The organism is Fervidobacterium nodosum Rt17-B1 (assembly GCF_000017545.1).
Taxonomy (GTDB): Bacteria; Thermotogota; Thermotogae; order Thermotogales; family Fervidobacteriaceae; genus Fervidobacterium; species Fervidobacterium nodosum.
In genome coordinates this window covers 509,635-529,970 of record NC_009718.1, presented here as the reverse complement: position 1 = coordinate 529,970, position 20,336 = coordinate 509,635, and the positions used below count along the sequence as shown (strand labels likewise).

The following is a 20,336-nucleotide window of genomic DNA, read 5'->3' as shown; positions in this document are numbered from 1 at the left end:
ATGCCGTACGATGGATTTGTGATGAGAGGAACTGTTGAGCAAATAGCAAAGAAAATTGTTGGATTTAATTTGAGAAATGTTTATTTATCTAAGCATATCTTGTATTTTTCTTTCGATAACGGAGATTTAAAGGTATCTCTTAATCCGAATTTTTCGTATATATCATTTGTGAACCACTTTGTTGAAGATCCAGAGAAAAATAATTTTGTCGAATTTTTGCGCAGTAGGATAAGGGGAGCGAAGGTCGTTGATTTTTCAAATATCCAATATGAGCGAACGGTTGTTTTGGAGTTAAAGAAGATTGATGAAATTGGCGTTGTTCACAACTATGTTTTGTACTTTGATATTATGGGTAAACACTCCAACGCGATAATTGTTGAGAATTCGGAGATACTTGAAGCGTTCAAAAGGGTCCAAACTAAGTTTAGAAATATATTTCCCGGCGAAAAATTTGTTTTGTATCCTTCAGATAAGCTGACAATCGATGAAATTGATTCATTCGATAAATTGAAAAGTGTTTTCGAAGGTTTTTATGATAAAAAGAAAAGTCTTGTTGAGTTTATATACACCAAATTCCAAGGTTTTTCAAAAGTCACAGCTGAGGAGGTTTTGTATAGATCTGAACTCGATAACAAGAGTTTATCAGAAGTTTCGCTTGAGGATTTGAAAAGAGTATATGAAATATTGATAAGTGTAAAGGAAGAATTAAAAGAAGGAACGTTAAGACTGTACTACGAAGATGAAAAACCTAAGGATATTTCCGTGATACGTCTCCACCAGTACAGAGATGAGAAAAAATGTTCTGAGTTTGTGAAATGTGTGAACGAATATTTTGAGTATGTTGAAGTTAAGGATAAAATTACTGAAAAACGAAATCAACTTATAAGTGTTGTGAAAAGCAAAATAGACCATTACGAGAATTTACTCTCTGAACTTGAAAGAGAGCTTGAAGAGTGTAAAGATGCTGATAAATACAGAAAATACGGTGAGCTTATTAAGGCTTACAGTTACCAGATAAATTGTGGTGAAGAAATGGCGAGTCTTTACGATTGGGAAAGTGATAGCCATGTTTCTGTACCGCTGGAGAAGAATTTATCACCTATCGAAAATAGTGTTAAATATTTCAATTTGTATTCAAAGTTGAAAAGGAAAGCAAAAGGGATAGAGGAAAGAAAAGAAATTCTATCTAAAGAACTCTCTTACCTTCAGCAGTTGCAATTGACTATAGAGAATGCTGAGGGGTTGGAGGAATTATTTGAAATAGAAGATGAAATGGTCGAAAATGGTTTGATTAAGAAGAAAGTTGATAAAAAAGGTAAGAAAAAAAGTGAACAGGTTTCTGAGCCTAGAAAGTATGTTTATAACGGTTTTACGATATTGGTTGGTAAGAATAACAGACAAAACGACGAACTTGTTGTAAGGTCAAGTGATAATGATATATGGTTACATGTACAAGGTATGCCTGGAGCCCATGTGGTGATAAAAACAAATGGGAAGAGTGTTGATGAAGATACATTGTATTACGCCGCGCGATTAGCGGCCACTTACAGTAAGGGAAGATACTCAAGTAATGTGCCAATTGACTATACTTACATCAAGTACGTCAAAAAAGTGAGAGGATTAAAACCAGGGTTGGTGCTTTATTCGAATTTCAAGACGTTGTTCGTTGATCCGATTCAAAGATAATATTTTATAATGTTTTAAATTTCAAGAGGAGGCATAAAGTACTTATGCCATATGAACTTATAAGTGATTATGAACCGATGGGGGATCAGCCTCAGGCGATAGAAAGTCTTGTAAATGGTTTGAATAAAGGTTATCGCTTTCAAACGCTCCTGGGTGTTACGGGGAGCGGTAAGACATTTACGATGGCAAATGTTATAAAGGAAGTTAATAGACCTGTTTTAATAATCTCCCCAAATAAAACTTTAGCAGCGCAACTTTATTCGGAGTTTAAAGCGTTCTTTCCGAATAATAAGGTGGAGTTTTTCATAAGTTATTACGATTATTATCAGCCTGAGGCGTATGTACCCACAAAGGATTTGTATATAGAGAAAAGTGCGGATATAAACGATGTTATAGCGCGTATGCGTATGAGTGCTATAAAATCTATAATGACGCGCAGGGATGTTATCGTTGTTGCAAGTGTCTCTGCGATATACGCATGTGGTGACCCACGTGATTTTGATACGCTCAATATAAAGCTCGAGGTTGGGCAGAGGATAAATCTGTCTGAATTTGTCAAGAAGTTAGTTAAGATAGGTTACGAAAGAAAGGAAGATATAGGTTTAACTGGAAGTTTCAGGCTCCGTGGTGATACGCTGGAAATATTCCCGTCTTATCAAGATGAAGGGATAAGGATAGAGTTATTCGGTGATGAAATTGATAGGATGTACACATTTGATAGGATGAATAGAGATGTTATAGAACGACTTGATAGATTAACCATATATCCAACAAAGGAGTACGTTACAACTGAGGAAAAAATAGAGAGAGCAGTTAAGAGTATTCGCGCAGAATTGGATGAACAGGTTAAGAAGTTAAGAAGTGAAGGTAAGGAGTTGGAAGCACAAAGGCTTTGGCAGAGAACGATGAATGATATAGAATTGCTTTCTACACTCGGTTATTGTACCGGCATAGAGAATTATTCAAGACACTTTGATGGCAGACAACCTGGAGAGCCTCCTTATTCACTCCTTGATTATTACGACGAAGATTTCATAGTGTTTATAGATGAGTCGCATATCACTATTCCACAACTCAGAGCGATGTACCATGGTGAGATGTCAAGGAAGAAAAGCCTTGTAGAATATGGCTTTAGGCTGCCTTGCGCTTACGATAACAGGCCGTTGAAGTTCGATGAGTTTATGCAGAAAGTTAATCAGGTTATATTCGTTTCTGCAACGCCCGGACCTTACGAACTTGAGGTTTCAGAGCAAGTTGTTGAACAGATAATCAGACCAACTGGTTTAATAGATCCACAAGTTGAGGTAAGACCAACGAGGTATCAAGTTGATGATTTAGTAAACGAGATTGTACAAGTCAAAAAACGTGGTGAGAAAGCGTTAGTCACTGTACTTACGAAGAAAACAGCTGAGATGTTGGCTGAATACCTTGTAGAATTCAACATCAGGGCGTTGTATTTGCATTCGGAATTAGATGCGATTAAACGTGTGGAGGTTTTGAAAAAACTAAGGGCTGGAGAAATAGATGTTGTTGTGGGTGTCAACTTGCTCAGGGAAGGTCTTGATTTGCCTGAAGTGTCTTTGGTGGCAATATTGGATGCGGATACTGAAGGTTTTTTGAGAAGTGAGACTACGTTGATACAGATAATCGGAAGAACCGCAAGAAATGAAAATGGAAAGGTTATTATGTACGCCGATAGGATAACACCAGCTATGCAACGTGCTATTGATGAGACGAACAGAAGAAGGAAAATACAAATGGAGTACAACGAAAAGCATGGAATAAAGCCAAAAACGATTATAAAACCACTGATGGAAGACATATTTGCACCGTTTAGAGACAAAGAAGAGGAAATGTACAAAGTGTACGAGGACTCTATTTTACAAATGAAAGAGAGTTTATCTTTGGAAGAATACGCTGCTTTGCTTGAAGAGGAGATGTACAAAGCTGCCTCTGAATTGCGTTATGAAGATGCCGCAAGGTTGCGTGATGAGCTTTTCAAAATAAAAGAGGAACTTAATAGGAATTAGTGCCCATTTTTCGTTTTTAATAATCATGGGGGGATATTTATGAGGAAAGTTAATGGATATGATTTTGAAATTTACCTTATTCCGTTTCCAAAAAAGTTGGAAGTTAAAGATGGAACTTTTTTATTAAGCTCAAATCGGTGGGTTTTTTCTGAGAGTGTAGATATTGGAACGAGTTTAGTGAATTTCTTAGAGAAAGAAGGTATTTCGTATAGATTTGATCGTTACAAAAGTCCCAATCTATACTATGGCGATATTTTCATTGGTGTTAATCCATACGTTGTACCGCACAAAGAAGGGTACAAATTATTCATGGATGATTATATAACTATTCTTGGTCACGACGAAAGGGGTTTATTTTACGGTGTTCAGACGTTAAAGCAGTTGATTAGACAATTTGGCAAAAAAATACCGAAACTTTTTATAGAAGATTATCCTGATTTTCCAAACAGGGGAATAATGATAGATATCAGTCGCGATAGGATGCCAAAGCTGGATACTTTGAAATATATTATTGATAAACTTTCTGAGTTAAAAATAAATCAGGTTCAATTATATATGGAGCATACGTTTGCGTACAAAGAACACGAAGAAGTTTGGAAGGATTATTCTCCGTTAACACATGAAGAGATAATTGAGCTTGATAAATATTGCAAGGAACGGTATATCGAACTTGTGCCAAATCAGAACACATTTGGACATATGAGTAAGTGGCTTATACATGATAAATACAAACATCTTGCGGAAGCTCCGGAAGGATATGAAACACCTTGGGGTGGGCGCTATGAATACCCGTTCTCGCTTTCTCCCGCTGTGCCTGAATCGGAAAAGTTTGTTGAAGAGATTCTTGATGAACTATTGCCTTTGTTTTCAAGTGAGCAGGCTAATGTAGGATGCGACGAAACGTTCGATCTTGGGGTCGGTAAATCGAAAGAACTTTGCGAGAGATATGGGAAAGGGAAAGTATATTTTGATTTTCTGATGAAGATTTACAAAATTGCTAAAAAGCACAAGGAGTCTGTGATGTTCTGGGGGGATATCATAGAAAATCACCCGGAGTTTATCAGGTATCTTCCAAAAGATATGATACCTATGGTTTGGGGATATGAAGCAGATCATCCATACGAAGAAAAATGTGGTTTGTACGCTGACAGTGGTCTTTCGTTTTACGTTTGCCCTGGTACTTCTACTTGGAATACTTTTGTTGGAAGAGCCGATAATGCAGTGGTAAATATAAAGAACGCAATTTTCAATGGTAAAAAATACGGTGCGATAGGTGTACTCACTACCGATTGGGGCGATAACGGTCACGTACAGCATTTACCTTTCTCATGGATCGGTTTTTCTTACAGCGCGGAAATGAGTTGGAATGTTTCAGAAGTTAATATCGATAAATTTTTAAAAGCTTTGGATATCAATATTTTTGAAGTTAATCCTGATGAATATCCTATTGCGGAATTAATTTACAAACTTGGAATAGTTCACAATAAGCTCTTTTATACGCCCAACGGTACACCTTTCTTTTACGCGTTCTTGTATCCCGAAAGAAACGGGAATTATAAATTAGAACTCGAAAAAATCAAAGAAGTTGAAAATGATGTGCTTTCATTAAGAAAAGAAATTCAAAAGTTTAGGAGTGATGAAGATAGTAAACTATCATTCGTTGTTGACCAAATTTTGAATAATATAGATTTTGCATTGCTGGGGCTTAAAGTTATGAAGTTTTTGAGTATATACAAAGACATTCAAGCGGTTCCAGAGAATGAATGGATGGAATTTGAGGATGAATTTAATAAAGTTATCGAGTCTTACAGAAGAATATGGTTGGTTCAAAATAGACCTGGTGGTCTTGAGCAGAGTATCTATAAACTTTCGAGGATTCTAAGAGTCAGACGTGGTGACCTTCGGGGGTTGATTTTTTGAGGAAGGTAGAGTCAAAAATATACGAGCTAATCCCTATTTTTTACATTATATTTGCGTTAATTATACCTTTTTCGTTCAATCTTTACTTTTCAAATGGATTAAGCTTACAAGCCCTTATCGATAACCTATCGAAGATAAAATTCACGATATACCAAGCCTTTTTATCATCGCTTTTGACAATGTTGCTTGGTCTTCCCGGAGCTTATTTAGTTGGAAGAACAAAGATAAATCCGGTTATAAAGCGTATTTTTAAAGTTATGTCGAGTATCCCTTTTGTATTACCAGGTATAACAATGGCTATTGGCTTTTTTCTAACATTTGGGAAAAGTGGTATATACACACGTTTGCTTAGGTTGTTTGGTCTGGATTTGCAAATTCTCTATACATTCTCTGCGATTTTGCTTGGGCATGTTTTTTACAACTTTCCATTGTTTATAAGAATTGTTGGCGATGCCTGGGAGAATATAGATGGGTATATTATAGAGGCCGCAAAGATAGATGGCGCAGGTAAGTGGGAAATATTTAAAAAGATTGAATTGCATTTGTTGATGCCTTCGATTTTAAGGGCATTTTTTCTGACTTATATATATACCTTCACGAGTTTTTCCGTTGTGCTTATCTTAGGGGGGATTAAGTATTCAACTATAGAAGTGGCAATATACATGTACTCACGTATTACGTTTGATTTCAAAGCCGCTTCAACATTGATGGTTTTCCAATTGCTGTTCATTTCAATAATAGGTTACGTACTTTCTATAAAAAGGGAGACTTACGAAAAAAATTACCATAAGCATTTGGAAAGATTTCCAAAGTGGGGTTATGTGTTTTTTGTGGTTTCAACTTTGTTGATATTTGTGCCTTTAATTTATTCCGCATTATCCGGATTTTTGGATTATTACGGGCGATTCTCACTAAAAAACTTTGAGTTTTTCAAAAATGAGAATTTAGAATATTTAGTTGGTGCCACGGTTAAGGATATTATCTTTTACACAATTTTAATTTCTACAAGTGCGTCTGTAATTAGTTTGGTAATAAGTACGATAGCGGGTTATTATTCATCACGTGGTAAGAAAATAACATATCTTATTTTAATTCCTGCGGCTATGTCTTCTGTAACGATAGCGTTTTCGTATGTGTTGATAAATATTCCTACACTTTTGAAAATAATCCTCACGCACTCTTTAATTACCCTTCCCATATCTTTTGGGATTATAGAATCGGGGTGGAGGAGTATACCCAATTCTATTATCGATGCTGCACGTGTTGATGGAGCTGGGAGATTCAAAACTATTGTAAAGATAGCAATCCCACTTTTAAAGGGATTTTTATTTACAGCTTTCATTTATTCGTTTACAATATCTGTGGGAGAGACGTCTGGTACATTAACCTTAGCGGAACCACCTATTATGACATTCTCTGCAGTGGTTTTCAGACTTATGAGTTCGCGTAACACAGAGATAGCGATGGTACTCAATACATTTTATTTTATATTTGTCGTATCTTTGTTCTTAATAAACGAAGCCACGAAAAAGGAGGAATTTTGATGATTCTTTTCGGTACCGGTGGAATTAGAGGAATTATGCGTGAAGGGGAATTCGATGAAAAAACTGTAGCTGTTGCGTCAAAAGGTGTGGCAAATTATATGAAGATGAACAACTTACACAAAGTTCTTATAGCCTACGATACAAGAAACAACTCTGAAAAGTTTGCGAAGATTGCTGCTTCTGTTTTTTCTGGCGAAGGTCTTGATGCTTATTTATTCTCAGAACCTGTTCCAACTCCCGTGCTTTCATATGGTGTGAGAAAATTGAAGATGGATATGGGAATTGTTATCACCGCAAGTCACAATCCACCGGAATATAATGGTTACAAGGTTTACACATCAAACGGTGTGCAAGCTATACCAGAGGTTACCGATGTTTTGGCTAAGTTAGTAGAGAATGCCTGGAATGAGCCTATAAATGCTGTTGAAAAATATAACTTTGTATCTCATGATATGTTAGATGAATACGTTCAAGATGTTGCAAGGTTAATCGGTGAAAGATTGGATGGATTGAAAGTAGTTTATTCTCCATTACATGGTACGGGTGCAAGATTTGTACCACAACTTTTAAGATTACTTGGTGCAGAGGTTATTGAAGTGAAAGAGCAGATGGAACACAATGGTAATTTTCCAACCGTTAAGACGCCAAATCCAGAAGATGACAGGGCTCTTGAACTTCTAAAAGATTACATGGTGAAATTCAACGTGGATTTGGGAATAGCAACGGACCCTGATGCGGATAGGGTTGGTGTGGTATTTAAGAACGTTAGATTAACTGGAAATAATGTCGGAGTACTTTTAAGCGATAATTTGATAGATGAATACAGAAAAAGTGGCAAGAACAATGGAATGCTTGTAAAAACCATAGTAAGTACAAATATGGTTGTACCAATGTGTAAGGAAAATGGTATAAAGCTCTTTGAAGTACCTACCGGCTTTAAGTTCATCGGTGATTTGGTTGAAAAAAGAAAAGACCTTGATTTTGTAATCGGTTTTGAGGAGAGCTGTGGTTATTTGACTGGTGATTTAGCGAGAGACAAAGACGCTGTACTTGCATCTGGACTTGTTGCAAGGGTTGCCAAAAAAGTTGATCTACTTGAGAGATTGAAAGAGCTTTACGGTAAGTATGGGTATTATTTTGAAAACTTACTAAACTTCGAGCTTGGCTCTGTTGAAAAGTCATATGCAGTGTATGAAAAGATGAAATCATTTAGTATAGATGGTTTGAAAAATATCGTTGATTACTCAAAAGGGTTCGATGGTGTCATACCAAATGAAACGCTTAGGTTAGATTTTGATTATGGTATGATTTTTGTAAGGCCATCTGGTACAGAACCGAAGATGAAAGCCTATGTGATGGTAAAAGGAGAAAGCTCTGAAGATACAAAAGCGAAACTTGAAAAACTTTCGAATGAGATGATAGAGATAGTTAAAAAATTATCGGAAGGATAAGCAAAAAATAAAACATGGCTTCAGATTGAATGAAGCCATGTTTTATTTTTTTCCTTAATTTTATTATTTTGTCCTATTTTTTCCTTTGTATTTTGCGTTGTATAACTTTTTATCGAAGCTGATATAAGTTCATCTATGTTAAATATGTTGGGATATTCTTCGATAGAGGCAACACCTATACTCATAGTAATTTTTATTTCTCTATAAAATTATTCACTTTCAATAATTTTTCTTATTCTCTCGGCTATTTCAACCGCTTGTTTCAAATTCGAAGCTTCTGCCAATATCAAAAATTCATCTTTCGTTAACGTTTTATTTTCAGCGTTTTATCTTCGTGCCCTGAATATAGATAATTTATATCAGAATATAAATTTTGAATTCTTCTATATTTTTTCTCTTTTTCTGTTAATTTTAACCATTTCTCACAATATCTAATGAACTAATGTGATGTAAAATTTCTTAAAATGTCTCTCAACAAAAATGAGATTAACTTATTTTTTGATAAATTAAAGCCTTTGCGTTATTTGTTTTCTCTCTATAAAGAGCGTATGTAACAAATATACCAAAAGCTATCGCAGAGAATACTATAATAGATATGGTAATGAGAAAAAATCTTTTTTAAGCTTTCCAAAAAATCATCCTCTTTTTAAGATAAATAAAATTTAAATCTTTAGATAACCTTCAACTATTAATTTTGCGTTCCCTCCTATATACGATTTGTATATTCCATCTTTCAACTTTATTTTTGCGAATATGTTTGACGTTCTGCCCATTGTTTCACCTTGGATAATTTCGTATGTTTTTTCAGGTTCAACAACGCCATGTTTGTAAAGATAATATATCAGCGCACCATTTGCCGTACCAGTTGCGGATTCTTCTGGTATGCCGTAAAGTGGTGCGAAATCTCGGCAATTTGCAAGCGCTTTTTCCTCGTCTAGTGTAAATACATGGAAGCTTACTATATTATTTATTCGGCAAAAGTCTGAGATTTTTTCGAAATCCGGAGAAAGGCTGTATAAAACTTGCTTGGTTTTCACTGGTGTAATCAGATCCCACAAACCTGTTGTAACTGGTCTTGGTGATAAATTATATTTCGTATCTCCAATATCGTTCGGATCAATTCCAAGTGCCTGAGCTATATATTCGATATCTTTATTTTCAACTATATCACCCATGGCAGGTTCAGCTTGTTCCATCATTACTAGGTTATCAAAAATTTCTATCTCAAGTGTTCCTGCCCGCGATATCATTTTGTATGTTTTACCTGTTGATACGATTCCTTTTTCTCTAAGTACGGTAAATGTCGCTATAGTTGCGTGACCACATAAGTCGATCTCGGAAACAGGTGTGAAAAATAGCACAGTAAATTCATCACTATTTCCTTTTCTCTTAACAAAGGCTGTTTCAGAAAATCTTAATTCTTTAGCTAACAATTGCATTGTCTCTTTTGAAATCTGGTGATTATCGTCAAGCAAAACAACACCCGCAGGGTTACCTAAGAAAGGTTTATCTGTAAAGGCATCAGCAATATACAAATACATATAGTTTGGCCTCCTTTTTTAACCACAAATTTCCATTTTTATTCTATCACAAATATCCTAAAATTTCTTAATAATTTTGTGTTATAATACAAAATTGGACAAAAGCTATTTATGGTTCAAAAATATTTTTCTAAGGAGGTCTAAATATGACGAGACTAGCATTTATTTCAGATATACACTCGAATTTTGAAGCACTTCAAAGTGTGTTAAACGATATTGAAAAAAAGCAGATAGATAGAATATACTGCCTTGGTGACCTTGTGGGATATGGTCCTAATCCAAATGAAGTTATTGGCTTGATAAAAGAAAAAAATATAATAACTGTTATGGGAAATTACGATGATGCTGTTGGGTACGAGAAAGAAAGTTGTGGTTGTTCTTATAACCCAGGAAGAGAAACAGAAGTTGGCGATGAATCTTTAAATTGGACTATAAAAGTTACAACTCCAGAGAATAAAGAATTTTTGAGGAATTTACCAAAAAGATTGTCAATCGAAGTTGAAGGTGTTAAAATTTTGCTTGTTCACGGTAGCCCACTTAATTATCTTCTCGAATACGTTAAACCTTCAACTAACGCAGAAAGACTTAAGTTTATCGCTAAAGATGTTGAAGAGGATATAATAATCAATGGACATACGCATTTAATGATGGCTAAACACATTTTTGGAAAGACTGTGCTAAACCCTGGAAGTGTCGGGAGAACAAAAGATGGTATACCGGGGGCCACTTATCTGATATTAAATATAGATAATGGAGTTTTTTGGTATGAATTTTTACATGTGAAGTATGATATAAAAAAGGTTGTAGAAGAAATCGTTAGAGTTGGACTACCAATAGAACTTGGAACGGTTTTGGCACTTGGTGGCACATTCGATATGGGACCAGGTAAGGTTGTTGTAAAAGAGGAGAAAAAGTTTTTAATTTGATTTTATTTAAATTTTTGATAGGAGGCATTAAGTTTTTAAATGTTAATAGCAATTGTTGGTGGTGGACCTGCTGGAGTTTCTTGCGCTGCTTTTCTTAAAAGGTACAATGTAGATGTTGTTATTTACGAAAAAAGAACTATAGGTGGATTAATTGAAAATGCGTGGTTTGTCGAAAATTTTCCCTTGGTTGAACCTGCACCAGGGGAATTTTTAGTTGAAAAATTTAGAAATATAGTGAAAGAAAACAACATAGATATTGTTTACGATGAGATTTTTAAAATAACAAAGAGAGAAAATTATGGAAACGATGGGAAGATAAAATTGGTTGGGAAAAATAATGTTTATTTTTCCGATATAGTCGTAATTGCAACGGGAACTAAGCCGAAAAGAATTGAAAAATTCGAAATTTCTAATAGAATTGTGTATGAATTCCGAGATTTACCAAAGGACGCGAAAAATATCGCTTTTTATGGTGGTGGGGATGTTTCGTTTGATGGCGCTATCAAAAATGCTATGAGAGGTAATAGTTCCACCGTTTTTGTTAGGGGTAATAAAATAAAGGCTGTGCCAAAGCTTGTTAAGGAAGTTGAAAGATTAGGTATTCCAGTAAGAATAAATGATGAAATTTTGAATGTGGAAAGTAAAAATAGCATTGATGATAAAATTATTGTAGAGACTTCAAAAGGAAGATATACTTTCGACGCTTTACTTATAGCTATTGGAAGGCTTGAGAATAGACCTGAAATTGAGAATGTTGAAATTGGGAAAGAGGTTTATATAATTGGTGATGTTGCACATGTGGACTTTAGGCAATCTTCTATAGCCATAGGTGATGGAGTTAAATGTGCGATGGAAATATTAAAGAAGATAGAAATATGAAAAAATAAATGGAAGTTGGAGGTGTTTTGGTTTTGAAGGATTTAAAATACACGCAAGAACTTGAAATTATCGAAAAATACGGTAAAGAAGATATAGCGATGGTTTATTTGGGTAAGACTAGGCAAGGAGCTCTCGTGGAATTTGTTGAGTCAGTCCAACCACCGATTCCGAGAGATAAAAAATGGGTACTGATTGTTTCAACAATGGATGGTTGTCCCGTTGGTTGTAAAATGTGTGATGCTGGTGGGTACTATAAAAGAAGATTATCCAAAGAGGAAATTTTGGCTCAAATATTGTACTTGATTAGAAGTCGTTACGAGGATGAAGTTCCTGTCGAAAAGTTCAAAATTCAATTTGCTCGTGTAGGGGAACCTGCGTTGAATGACGAGGTTTTGAAGGTTTTAGATGAATTGCCTCAGATAATAGACGCACCAGGGCTTATGCCATCGATTAGTACTGTTGCGCCAATTGGAAGAAACGGATGGTTTGAGAGATTAATTGAAATAAAAGAAAAGCATTATCGTGGAAAGTTCCAGCTTCAGTTTTCTATTCACAGTACAGATGAAAAGCAAAGAGATGAGATAATTCCGGTAAAAAAATGGTCATTTAGAGAAATATCTGAATACGGTGAAAAATTTGTCACAACCGAAGATAGAAAGATTACATTGAACTTTGCCTTAGCGAAAGAAAACATTGCCGATGCACGTGTAATTATGAATTTCTTCAATCCGGAAAAATTCTTGATAAAAATTACTCCAGTGAATCCAACGTATCGTTCAATAGAAAACGGCCTTAATTCTGATGTAACTGGTGAGGGTTTGGTGCTAGAACATAGAGAATTCGTCGATAAGTTAAGAGAAAGTGGATACGATGTGATAATAAGTGTTGGTGAACTCGAGGAAAATAAGATAGGAAGTAACTGTGGTCAGTATGTGCAAAGGCACTTGAATGCGCAAAAGAAGTTGGAAGAAGCGTATACTTTCGTCAAAGAGGAGTAAACATATTATTCTAGAAATTTTTCAATATCTCCTCTTTATTTGATATTACAGCAAATCCATGTGCGAGATTTTTTAATGAAGCGTAATGATACCACTCATCCTTATCCCATAAGCAATCTTCAACCATAATAACTTCGTATCCCCGCACGAACGCACTTCGTGCGGTTGTTTCACAACATAAGTGTGTCATGACTCCCGTTATTATTAGTTGATCAACTTTAAGAAAATTTAAGATTTCTTCAAGGGATGTTTTATAAAAAGCATCATAAGTATCTTTCTTTATGATATGATTAAATTTGTAATCTTCAACCATTAGTTTGGTCCATTCGACTTCAACAATGTTTCCCCACCACTTTTTCAATGGATTTGAACCTCCAATGTGCAAAGTACCAATGATGGGAATTTTTCCCATCACACTGTTTGTTATTTCTTTTATATTTTCCAAAACTCTTTCTGAGCCACGCAAATATGCTGGTGATGTCTTGTCGAAAAAGTAATTTTGTACGTCTATGACTAGCAAGGCGGGATTACTTAGAGAGAACTTGTGTTTTTCCTTTTCTATGAAAAACATTTCTTCACCTCTTTCACTTTCTCATTATTTCACTTTTTTGACAAAGAGCTCTATTTTTAGTTCTCCATCAGTGATTTCTGTGTCTATTTTACTTAAGTAAGGAGCAATTAAATAAATACCTTGGAGATTACCGATGTTTTCTCCGAGGGCGCTGTAATATTTTAACTCTGGATGGTCTTTTATTTTCTTCATCAATGCGATGTCTTTTTTGATCTCTTCGTTAACATCGATATTAACTTCAATCAGCAAATGGAAGTCATTTTCAAGAGAAATAATTTCAGATGATACTATATGTCCACCTTTTTTTAAAAAATAGTATACTATATCACTTAATGTTATTACAATCATCTTTTCGATATCCATTTTAATCACTCCCCATTTTTACAAATCTTCTCAACTTTTCACCAATAGCTTCTTTTAATTTTTTCCAAGCATCTATTATAGCTAACAAGAACATAGCAACAAATCCTCCGGAAAAACCGTTATTGTAAAGGTTCATGCCAAGGTGCAAGAAACTCAGGTTCATAACAAGGGAGCTGTGCAAAAAACCCGCGATAATTCCCCAAATAATTCCAAATTCACCAGCTATAGGAGCCAAGGTTGTACCAAACAAAACTGCTAAGACCATTCCGGCGCTATTTATTGCCTGAGAATTAGTTAAAGCACCTATGATTGTCCCTGATATTACAGGGAATATGTTCTTAGGATGTTTTCCTAATGCTCCAAAACCAGCTAATGTCATTATTCCACCGATGGTTGGTCCATTTATGGGCGCTCCGATTAGAAGTACATAGGAAGTTCCTAATAAGCCAAGAATTCCAACGTTTATAAATGTTATCGCTTCATTTTCTAACAATACGAAATCAGTTAATAGCTTTCCAGAGTATTTAAAAACATTTTTGTATCCCGAAAAGCTCCAATTATTTAGTTTTAAACCATAAAGAAGTATTAAATAAAATAAAGAGTAAACGAAAATTGATAATAGTAATTGATTTTCTGTGTGCCAGTAATAACGTGGTTCAGGATGAAGCTCGTAAGCTTTCAATATCGAACCAAGAAACATGCCAAGAAAACCTGCTGTAAAACCTACGTTGTATAAATTATATCCTCTGTGTAGTGTCAAAGCAAAACTCGCAAGGGGTGGTAGGAGGAACCCTATCAAAATAGCAAATAATAATCCAATCCAGTTTAAATTAAGACAGTTTTTAAGAACCAGATGAGTTGTAACTGGTGCTAATGCTGTTCCAAAAAGTGCGACGTACAAGTAAGTTCTAATATTCTCGTTTGTCATAATTGTATATAGAAAAACGCCGATAACTATTGGCCAAACGTTAAAAATATTTTTTCCAAACAACGCAAAACCACCAATTGTCATAATAGCTGCAATTGAAACTCCTGAGGGATTTATTTTTAGTAACTTAAGGATACAAATAAAAGCGAACATAAGAAGTCCACTGTTTAAAAACGCTCCACCAATACCAGCTATCTCAAAATAATCTGTTATTAGATAGTCCGGAGAAATTATAATTATCTTAAGTTCTTCGAATATGTCGACATTACTTATTACAAGACCAAAGAGTACAAAAACAAGTGATATAGTGCACAAAAATTTGTAAACTATCAAGAGATATCAGCCCCCATTTTTATTTATTGTCGTTACCTTGAAGTCTTTAGTATTATACCAAATTTAAATAAAAAAACAGAGTCGAAGAAATCGACTCTGCTTAATGTTTTTTCTGTATTTGATTCAATATTTAATATTTAGTTAGACACAATTCCCATTTTTTGGTAATTTTCCGAATCTTTCTTTTCATCTTTTAAGAATTTAACACCTAAGTATACGATCCAGGTGTCTACGTAATCGAGGAAAAATTCGACGATTGTGGTTGTTATAAATATTTGGAAGTAGGTTTTTAAATCAACGAGTCCCAAAAAAGCAATTGTTACAAATATAAGATTGTCTGCGATTTGTCCTATCTTAGTGGCTGCATTATTTCTCATCCAAAGTTTTGTTCTCTTTCTCAAAGAGTCGTGTATCCAGACGGCGATGTAACCAGAAGAAATAAACGCAGTCCAACTTGCGATGGCTATTCTTGGCGTTACTGCAAAAACTTGCGATAAATAGCTTTGAGCAAAGTCGTTTTTCGATGGGGTGTAAATTGTGTAAACTAACCCGAGCATTATAAAGAGAAATTGAGCAAAGAATCCAACCCATACCGCTTTTCTTCCTTCAGATTGTCCATAAACTTCTGTAAGTATAGAATATATAACGAATGCCATACCCATGCTCATATTTGCTGCAGTTACTTCAAGACCAAACAAATTGAAAAGTTTTGCAACTCCAAGATTTGAAGCTATAATCAATGTAGATAAGACTACGTAAGCCCCTTCTTTTTTCATAAATCGCAAAGCAAGAAGTACTGCAATTCCTGAGAGTAAGTATTCAAGAGTTAAAACAAATAGGTTAAACATAGTATCCTCCTTTCTCAATGCTTTTATAATATAGTATAATATTATCTCATTTCTGACAAAGCTTCACTAATTGTATTATAAATCTTTAGTAACTTATCCATTCCTGTTATTTCAAACAATCTTTTTATATTTTCATTTGGTGATAAAATGCAAAGTCTTCCACCTGCGAGGATAACTCTTTTGTAAATTCCAATCAAAACACCAAGGGCAAAGCTATCTAAGCTTTTGATATTTGACATATCAAGTAATATTTTTACTATTTTTTATCGAGAAACTCACTTATTATCCAATCTTTGAAATCCATCGAGTTGCTGATATTTAAATCTCCATTTAATTTTATCACAGATATGTCTCCATGCTTAGTGAAATCAAACATTGTATCACTCCAATCGTTATTAGCTTATTTATCATATTTCATAATTTAATTATTATAGTTACAATGTATATAGCCAAGCTTGTTGTGAGTAAAGTTAGCATAGATACTGAGAATGTTTCTTTCATAAATTTTTTATTGTTCATCTCTACGCCATAGAATTTTAGTATTCTTGACCACATAATTCCAGCAAGTGCGCCTATTAGTGTTATATTTCCACCTATATTTGACCCTAAAATTAAGCTCATTGCATAGTTCAAAGGTTTCTTCCACAACGCCTGGGCAAAGAATATCGTCATTGGTTGGTTAATCATAACATTTGCAGCAAATGCAGTTACATACGATGTAAAGATTGTGCCAATTAATTGATTTTTAAAATTGAAAAGTTGACCGACAAATTTTGTTATGCCAAATAGTGTGAATATATGAACAAATACGAAAAATGTTACAACCATCGGAAGCATTTTCCACGGTACTCTTTTTATTGTATCAACAAAAAAAGTGATATTATAATCAAATTTACCTATTTCAATTAGAAATTCATCTTTTTCTGATAGTACATCTGAAAAAGCAAGATTTAGAAGAACGTATATAGCTGTAAATATAGTTATCGATTTCCAAAGCTGAAGGTTTATTAAGTCGCCTATTGCTATTGTGAAAAAAAAGATAACAAATAGACCAGACGAAAGGAATGTATATCTTTTATCTTTTATAACAGCTTTCTCATCAAAATCAAGGTTAACATTTATTGTGCCAGGTAATTTTTCTCTGTATTTAAAGTAAAATCCTGCTACGGACGTTAAAATTGCGACCAAAGTTGGGAAGAACATTAACTTAGCGTAGTTGAAAAAAGTTAAAGAATATGCCTGTGCGACAATAACATTCGTTGGGTTTCCTATGTAAAAAAACATGCTCCATGTATTTGAAGTAAAGAAGATGGTAATTAGATACGGCAATGGATCGATATCAGCGTACTGACTTATGTAGATTACTATCGGTGTGAGTGTAAGTGTGACAATATCGTTAGATGTAAATACAGTCATTATTCCAGCTAAAAATAATAAGTTAAAAAAGAGTTTTTTCCCGTTATTTGAAAAACTTGCAAATTTGTAAGCGATGATTTTCAAAATCCCAGATGCATCAAGAGAACCACAGATGTAAGCAGAACCAAAGAAGATTATCAATATTTGCCACGGAACGATATTCATTTGTGGCATTATAGCTGATTTTATTGTTGTTAATGAAGCTATGCCAGAAGCAATCAAAAGCCCAAGAACACCAAGTGAAACTCGGGCGTAATCTAAGACTATTTTTTTATTTTTCAAAACAACTTCTGGTTCTTTGATAACAAGATAAACAGTTGCGAAAAATAAGTGAATTGTTATAATCGTTGCGATCAAGTTATCAACCTCGAATCATTTGAGATTGCATCAATTACATAAGTAATCCTTTAATTATCAGTTCAGTTGCCTCTTCTTCAGTGAGCCCTTTTGCCATAAGCGTTTCAAGTTGTTTTTGACTAACTCTTCCTATAGATGCCTCGTGTGTTAATTCAGCTAGGTCGTTTGTGATTTTTAAAACAGGTGTTGTTGAAACAGTTACTTTTTCTCCTTTCGTTATTTCCTCACAAGATATATGAGCTTTTGAATACGGCGCATTCCCATAAGCTTCATTTAGGACGTTTACTTTCGCCTCATCTAAACCAACAACGACGGTTTTTGCAAGTCCTCTTGAATGCTCACCGTTGAGGTAAACAATTTCGTTTATATTAACTTCATCATTACTAGAAGCTCTTACTTTTGACACAAGTTCTCCAACAGCGTTTTCTTTAAGTTCAAGGTTCATAAGGACGTTTAATTTTCCGACACGTGTTTTTGTAAGGTGGAAACTATTTTTATATACTCCACCTTTTTCAACTTTTGCATTTGTTGTGGTTTTAAGGGTGATGGTCCCAAGATCGCTGTGGTAATGTTCGTCGTTGTACTCCATTATTGCGCCTTCTTCAACGACTACATTTGAAACAGCCTCGTGTGTAAAATCTTCTGCCTGTGGAAAAACACAGTGTGCTGTGAATTTTACCTTGGCGTTCTTTCTAACAATTATGTTAAATAGAACTTTTTGATAGCCTTTCTTTTCGATATATCCAGTACATACATGTATTGGGAAAGGCACTTCGGTATTTTCTTCTATTTCCATATCAACTTGTACGCCGTGTTCTATCTGTTTATGGATGAGTTTAACACCTGGTACATTGTTTAAACCGATTACTCTATCACCACTTATTATTATCGAGGCAATTCTTTTATCCATGAATTTTGAGGCGTCTGTTCCAAGCTTTTCAGCCGTTTTTACTATCGTTTCAAATTCTTTTTTTACATCCATTTTATTTCAACTCCCCTGGAATAGGAATATTTGGATGATTACATGCTTCACAACTGTTTCTAAATGCGGTTATAACATTATTTATTGGTCCGTGCATGAGGATTTTTCCAGAACATATAAGATACCCATAGTCAGTATTGTAAGCCATTTCCTCGCGGTGGGTTATTATTATAGGTGTCCCACCGTATTGTGCTATGTAATTAACTATATCATTTATTATGTTTAAGCTCATTAAATCGATACCAGAATCCGGTTCATCTAATATAACGTACTTTGGCTTAATAAGTAAAATAGATGCTAGCTCAACGCGTTTTCTTTCCCCACCACTTAACGTCTTATCGACGAATCTTTTTAAGTATATGTTCGGGTTTAATCCAACAAATTCCAAAGCTTCAATGATTTCTGATTTTTGTGCAGGCAATTTTCCACCTAATGTAAGATAGGTTTCTATAGTCATTCCATCGAATCTGGCTGGTTCTTGCCACATAAGTGTGATTCCAAGCTTCGCGCGTTCAGTTACTGATGAGTTTGTTATATCTTTCCCATCAAGAAGAATTCTTCCAGTCGTAGGCTTATAGCCATCAAGTCCCATTATTAAATAACCAATCGTACTCTTACCTGCACCGTTTGTACCTATCAAAGCGTATCTGTGACCTGGGATGAATTTTAGCGATATGTCTTTTAGTATCGTTTTTTCTTGAGTCTTGTACGATATATTCTCGAGTTCTAGCATATAGTCACCTCTTTATGTTTTCTATATTTTTGTTTTTATTATTTTTACTTTCAATAAATTCTGTGGTTGTCTAATTCCCTCACAAACTATACTTATTTTATCTATATTTTGGCAATAATCAACATCTTTTTGAAATCCTAGCTCTATTAATTTTTTTGCATGTTCACCTGTGAAATCTGGTTTTTTCAACGATTTCCAGAGATTATAAGCAATTTTTGCAGAATCTGATAAAGAATAATCCTTTTTGGATAAAAGTTTTTCTATTATAAATCCAGCAAGTTGTGTGTCTTCGTACGATACACTCCCATTGTTTCCCGCGCAAACAATTGCTATGTTGTTATACTTTGAAAGAATTTCTACAGTTGAAGAAACGTTTAAAAACGAAGCTATATAAACTTTATTTGAAATTTTGAAAGCTTTTAAAAATGCACGTGTGCCATTTGTTGTTGTAAGTATTAATGATTTATCTTTGACAATTTCGGAGGTAAATTCAAGTGGTGAATTTCCAAGCTCAAAGCCTTCCGGTTTTATTCCACCACGTTCACCACACAAGAGTAAATTTCTCTCATTAATTTTATTTTTGAATTCCAATGCTTCTTTAATTTCTTCAAACGGTATTATTTCCTTTGCACCGTTGTTTAGAGCTGTAACGATTGTTGATGTTGCTCTAAGAACATCTATAACTACCGAAACTTCAAAAAGGAAATTGGGAGGTAAAACCTCTCCATTTAATTCTTTGTGTGAAAAATAAACGCTGATTTGGTTATTGATTTTATAAGAATAGTTGGGAAAATTTGAAAGAAGCATGAAAACACCTCTTAGGTGATTTA

19 protein-coding genes are annotated in these 20,336 nt (G+C 34.5%); 8 read left to right on the top strand and 11 right to left on the bottom strand.

From position 1 onward, the window contains the following. Genes FNOD_RS02530 through FNOD_RS02510 form a run of 5 tightly spaced genes read left to right on the top strand, consistent with a single transcriptional unit; the run spans position 1 to position 8,631 of the window. On the top strand, positions 1-1,686 hold the full coding sequence (locus FNOD_RS02530; RefSeq protein WP_011993674.1) for an Rqc2 family fibronectin-binding protein: 1,686 nt from the start codon (positions 1-3) through the stop codon (positions 1,684-1,686). A gap of 44 nt (positions 1,687-1,730) precedes the next feature. After that, positions 1,731-3,716: an excinuclease ABC subunit UvrB gene (gene uvrB, locus FNOD_RS02525; protein ID WP_011993673.1), complete on the top strand. Its 1,986-nt coding sequence runs from the start codon at positions 1,731-1,733 to the stop codon at positions 3,714-3,716. 39 nt (positions 3,717-3,755) lie between these two features. Beyond that, positions 3,756-5,636, top strand: a complete 1,881-nt coding sequence (locus tag FNOD_RS02520; RefSeq protein ID WP_011993672.1) for a glycoside hydrolase family 20 zincin-like fold domain-containing protein — start codon at positions 3,756-3,758, stop codon at positions 5,634-5,636. After that, entirely contained in the window at positions 5,633-7,180 is a 1,548-nt protein-coding gene (locus tag FNOD_RS02515; RefSeq protein ID WP_011993671.1) for an ABC transporter permease, read from the top strand. The genes FNOD_RS02520 and FNOD_RS02515 overlap by 4 nt, the downstream gene beginning before the upstream one ends. Next, positions 7,180-8,631, top strand: coding sequence for a phospho-sugar mutase (locus FNOD_RS02510; protein WP_011993670.1), 1,452 nt, complete (start codon positions 7,180-7,182; stop codon positions 8,629-8,631). Before FNOD_RS02515 ends, FNOD_RS02510 begins: the two co-directional genes overlap by 1 nt. Positions 8,632-9,293: 662 nt before the next feature. Here the strand turns inward: FNOD_RS02510 and FNOD_RS02505 are convergent. After that, the gene (locus tag FNOD_RS02505; RefSeq protein WP_011993669.1) at positions 9,294-10,172 is read right to left on the bottom strand and encodes a PhzF family phenazine biosynthesis protein; all 879 of its coding nucleotides are present in this window, start codon (positions 10,170-10,172) and stop codon (positions 9,294-9,296) included. A 146-nt stretch (positions 10,173-10,318) separates the two neighbouring features. Here FNOD_RS02505 and FNOD_RS02500 point away from each other — a divergent pair, with 146 nt between their 5' ends. From FNOD_RS02500 to FNOD_RS02490, 3 genes are read left to right on the top strand one after another with little or no spacing between them, the layout of a single operon-like run. Beyond that, positions 10,319-11,098, top strand: coding sequence for a metallophosphoesterase family protein (locus FNOD_RS02500; RefSeq protein WP_011993668.1), 780 nt, complete (start codon positions 10,319-10,321; stop codon positions 11,096-11,098). Between the two features lie 39 nt (positions 11,099-11,137). Then, a complete protein-coding gene (locus FNOD_RS02495; protein WP_011993667.1) occupies positions 11,138-11,977 on the top strand; it encodes an NAD(P)/FAD-dependent oxidoreductase in 840 nt (279 codons plus the stop codon). 8 nt (positions 11,978-11,985) lie between these two features. Further along, positions 11,986-12,975, top strand: coding sequence for a radical SAM protein (locus FNOD_RS02490; protein WP_011993666.1), 990 nt, complete (start codon positions 11,986-11,988; stop codon positions 12,973-12,975). Positions 12,976-12,985: 10 nt separating this feature from the next. Here the strand turns inward: FNOD_RS02490 and FNOD_RS02485 are convergent, their stop codons facing one another. The 10 genes from FNOD_RS02485 to FNOD_RS02445 form a co-directional block, all read right to left on the bottom strand. Then, the gene (locus FNOD_RS02485) at positions 12,986-13,546 is read right to left on the bottom strand and encodes an isochorismatase family protein (RefSeq protein ID WP_011993665.1); all 561 of its coding nucleotides are present in this window, start codon (positions 13,544-13,546) and stop codon (positions 12,986-12,988) included. Positions 13,547-13,570: 24 nt separating this feature from the next. After that, a complete protein-coding gene (locus tag FNOD_RS02480; RefSeq protein ID WP_011993664.1) occupies positions 13,571-13,909 on the bottom strand; it encodes a hypothetical protein in 339 nt (112 codons plus the stop codon). Position 13,910: 1 nt separating this feature from the next. Further along, the gene (locus tag FNOD_RS02475) at positions 13,911-15,170 is read right to left on the bottom strand and encodes a DUF1576 domain-containing protein (RefSeq protein ID WP_011993663.1); all 1,260 of its coding nucleotides are present in this window, start codon (positions 15,168-15,170) and stop codon (positions 13,911-13,913) included. Between the two features lie 137 nt (positions 15,171-15,307). Then, positions 15,308-16,018, bottom strand: coding sequence for a queuosine precursor transporter (locus tag FNOD_RS02470; RefSeq protein ID WP_011993662.1), 711 nt, complete (start codon positions 16,016-16,018; stop codon positions 15,308-15,310). Positions 16,019-16,059: 41 nt separating this feature from the next. After that, on the bottom strand, positions 16,060-16,269 hold the full coding sequence (locus tag FNOD_RS09360; protein ID WP_274376824.1) for an STAS domain-containing protein: 210 nt from the start codon (positions 16,267-16,269) through the stop codon (positions 16,060-16,062). Positions 16,270-16,274: 5 nt separating this feature from the next. After that, a complete protein-coding gene (locus FNOD_RS10010; protein WP_476595884.1) occupies positions 16,275-16,394 on the bottom strand; it encodes an STAS domain-containing protein in 120 nt (39 codons plus the stop codon). 38 nt (positions 16,395-16,432) lie between these two features. Continuing rightward, positions 16,433-17,791 (bottom strand): ArsB/NhaD family transporter, encoded by a 1,359-nt coding sequence (locus FNOD_RS02460; RefSeq protein WP_011993661.1) that lies wholly within the window; start codon positions 17,789-17,791, stop codon positions 16,433-16,435. A gap of 34 nt (positions 17,792-17,825) precedes the next feature. Beyond that, positions 17,826-18,773: a SufB/SufD family protein gene (locus FNOD_RS02455; protein WP_011993660.1), complete on the bottom strand. Its 948-nt coding sequence runs from the start codon at positions 18,771-18,773 to the stop codon at positions 17,826-17,828. 1 nt (position 18,774) lies between these two features. Next, positions 18,775-19,506 carry an ATP-binding cassette domain-containing protein gene (locus FNOD_RS02450; RefSeq protein ID WP_011993659.1) on the bottom strand — a complete coding sequence of 244 codons (732 nt, stop codon included), beginning with the start codon at positions 19,504-19,506 and terminating at the stop codon, positions 18,775-18,777. Positions 19,507-19,527: 21 nt separating this feature from the next. Next, on the bottom strand, positions 19,528-20,313 hold the full coding sequence (locus tag FNOD_RS02445) for a 2-phosphosulfolactate phosphatase (protein WP_011993658.1): 786 nt from the start codon (positions 20,311-20,313) through the stop codon (positions 19,528-19,530). Positions 20,314-20,336: the final 23 nt, after the last annotated feature.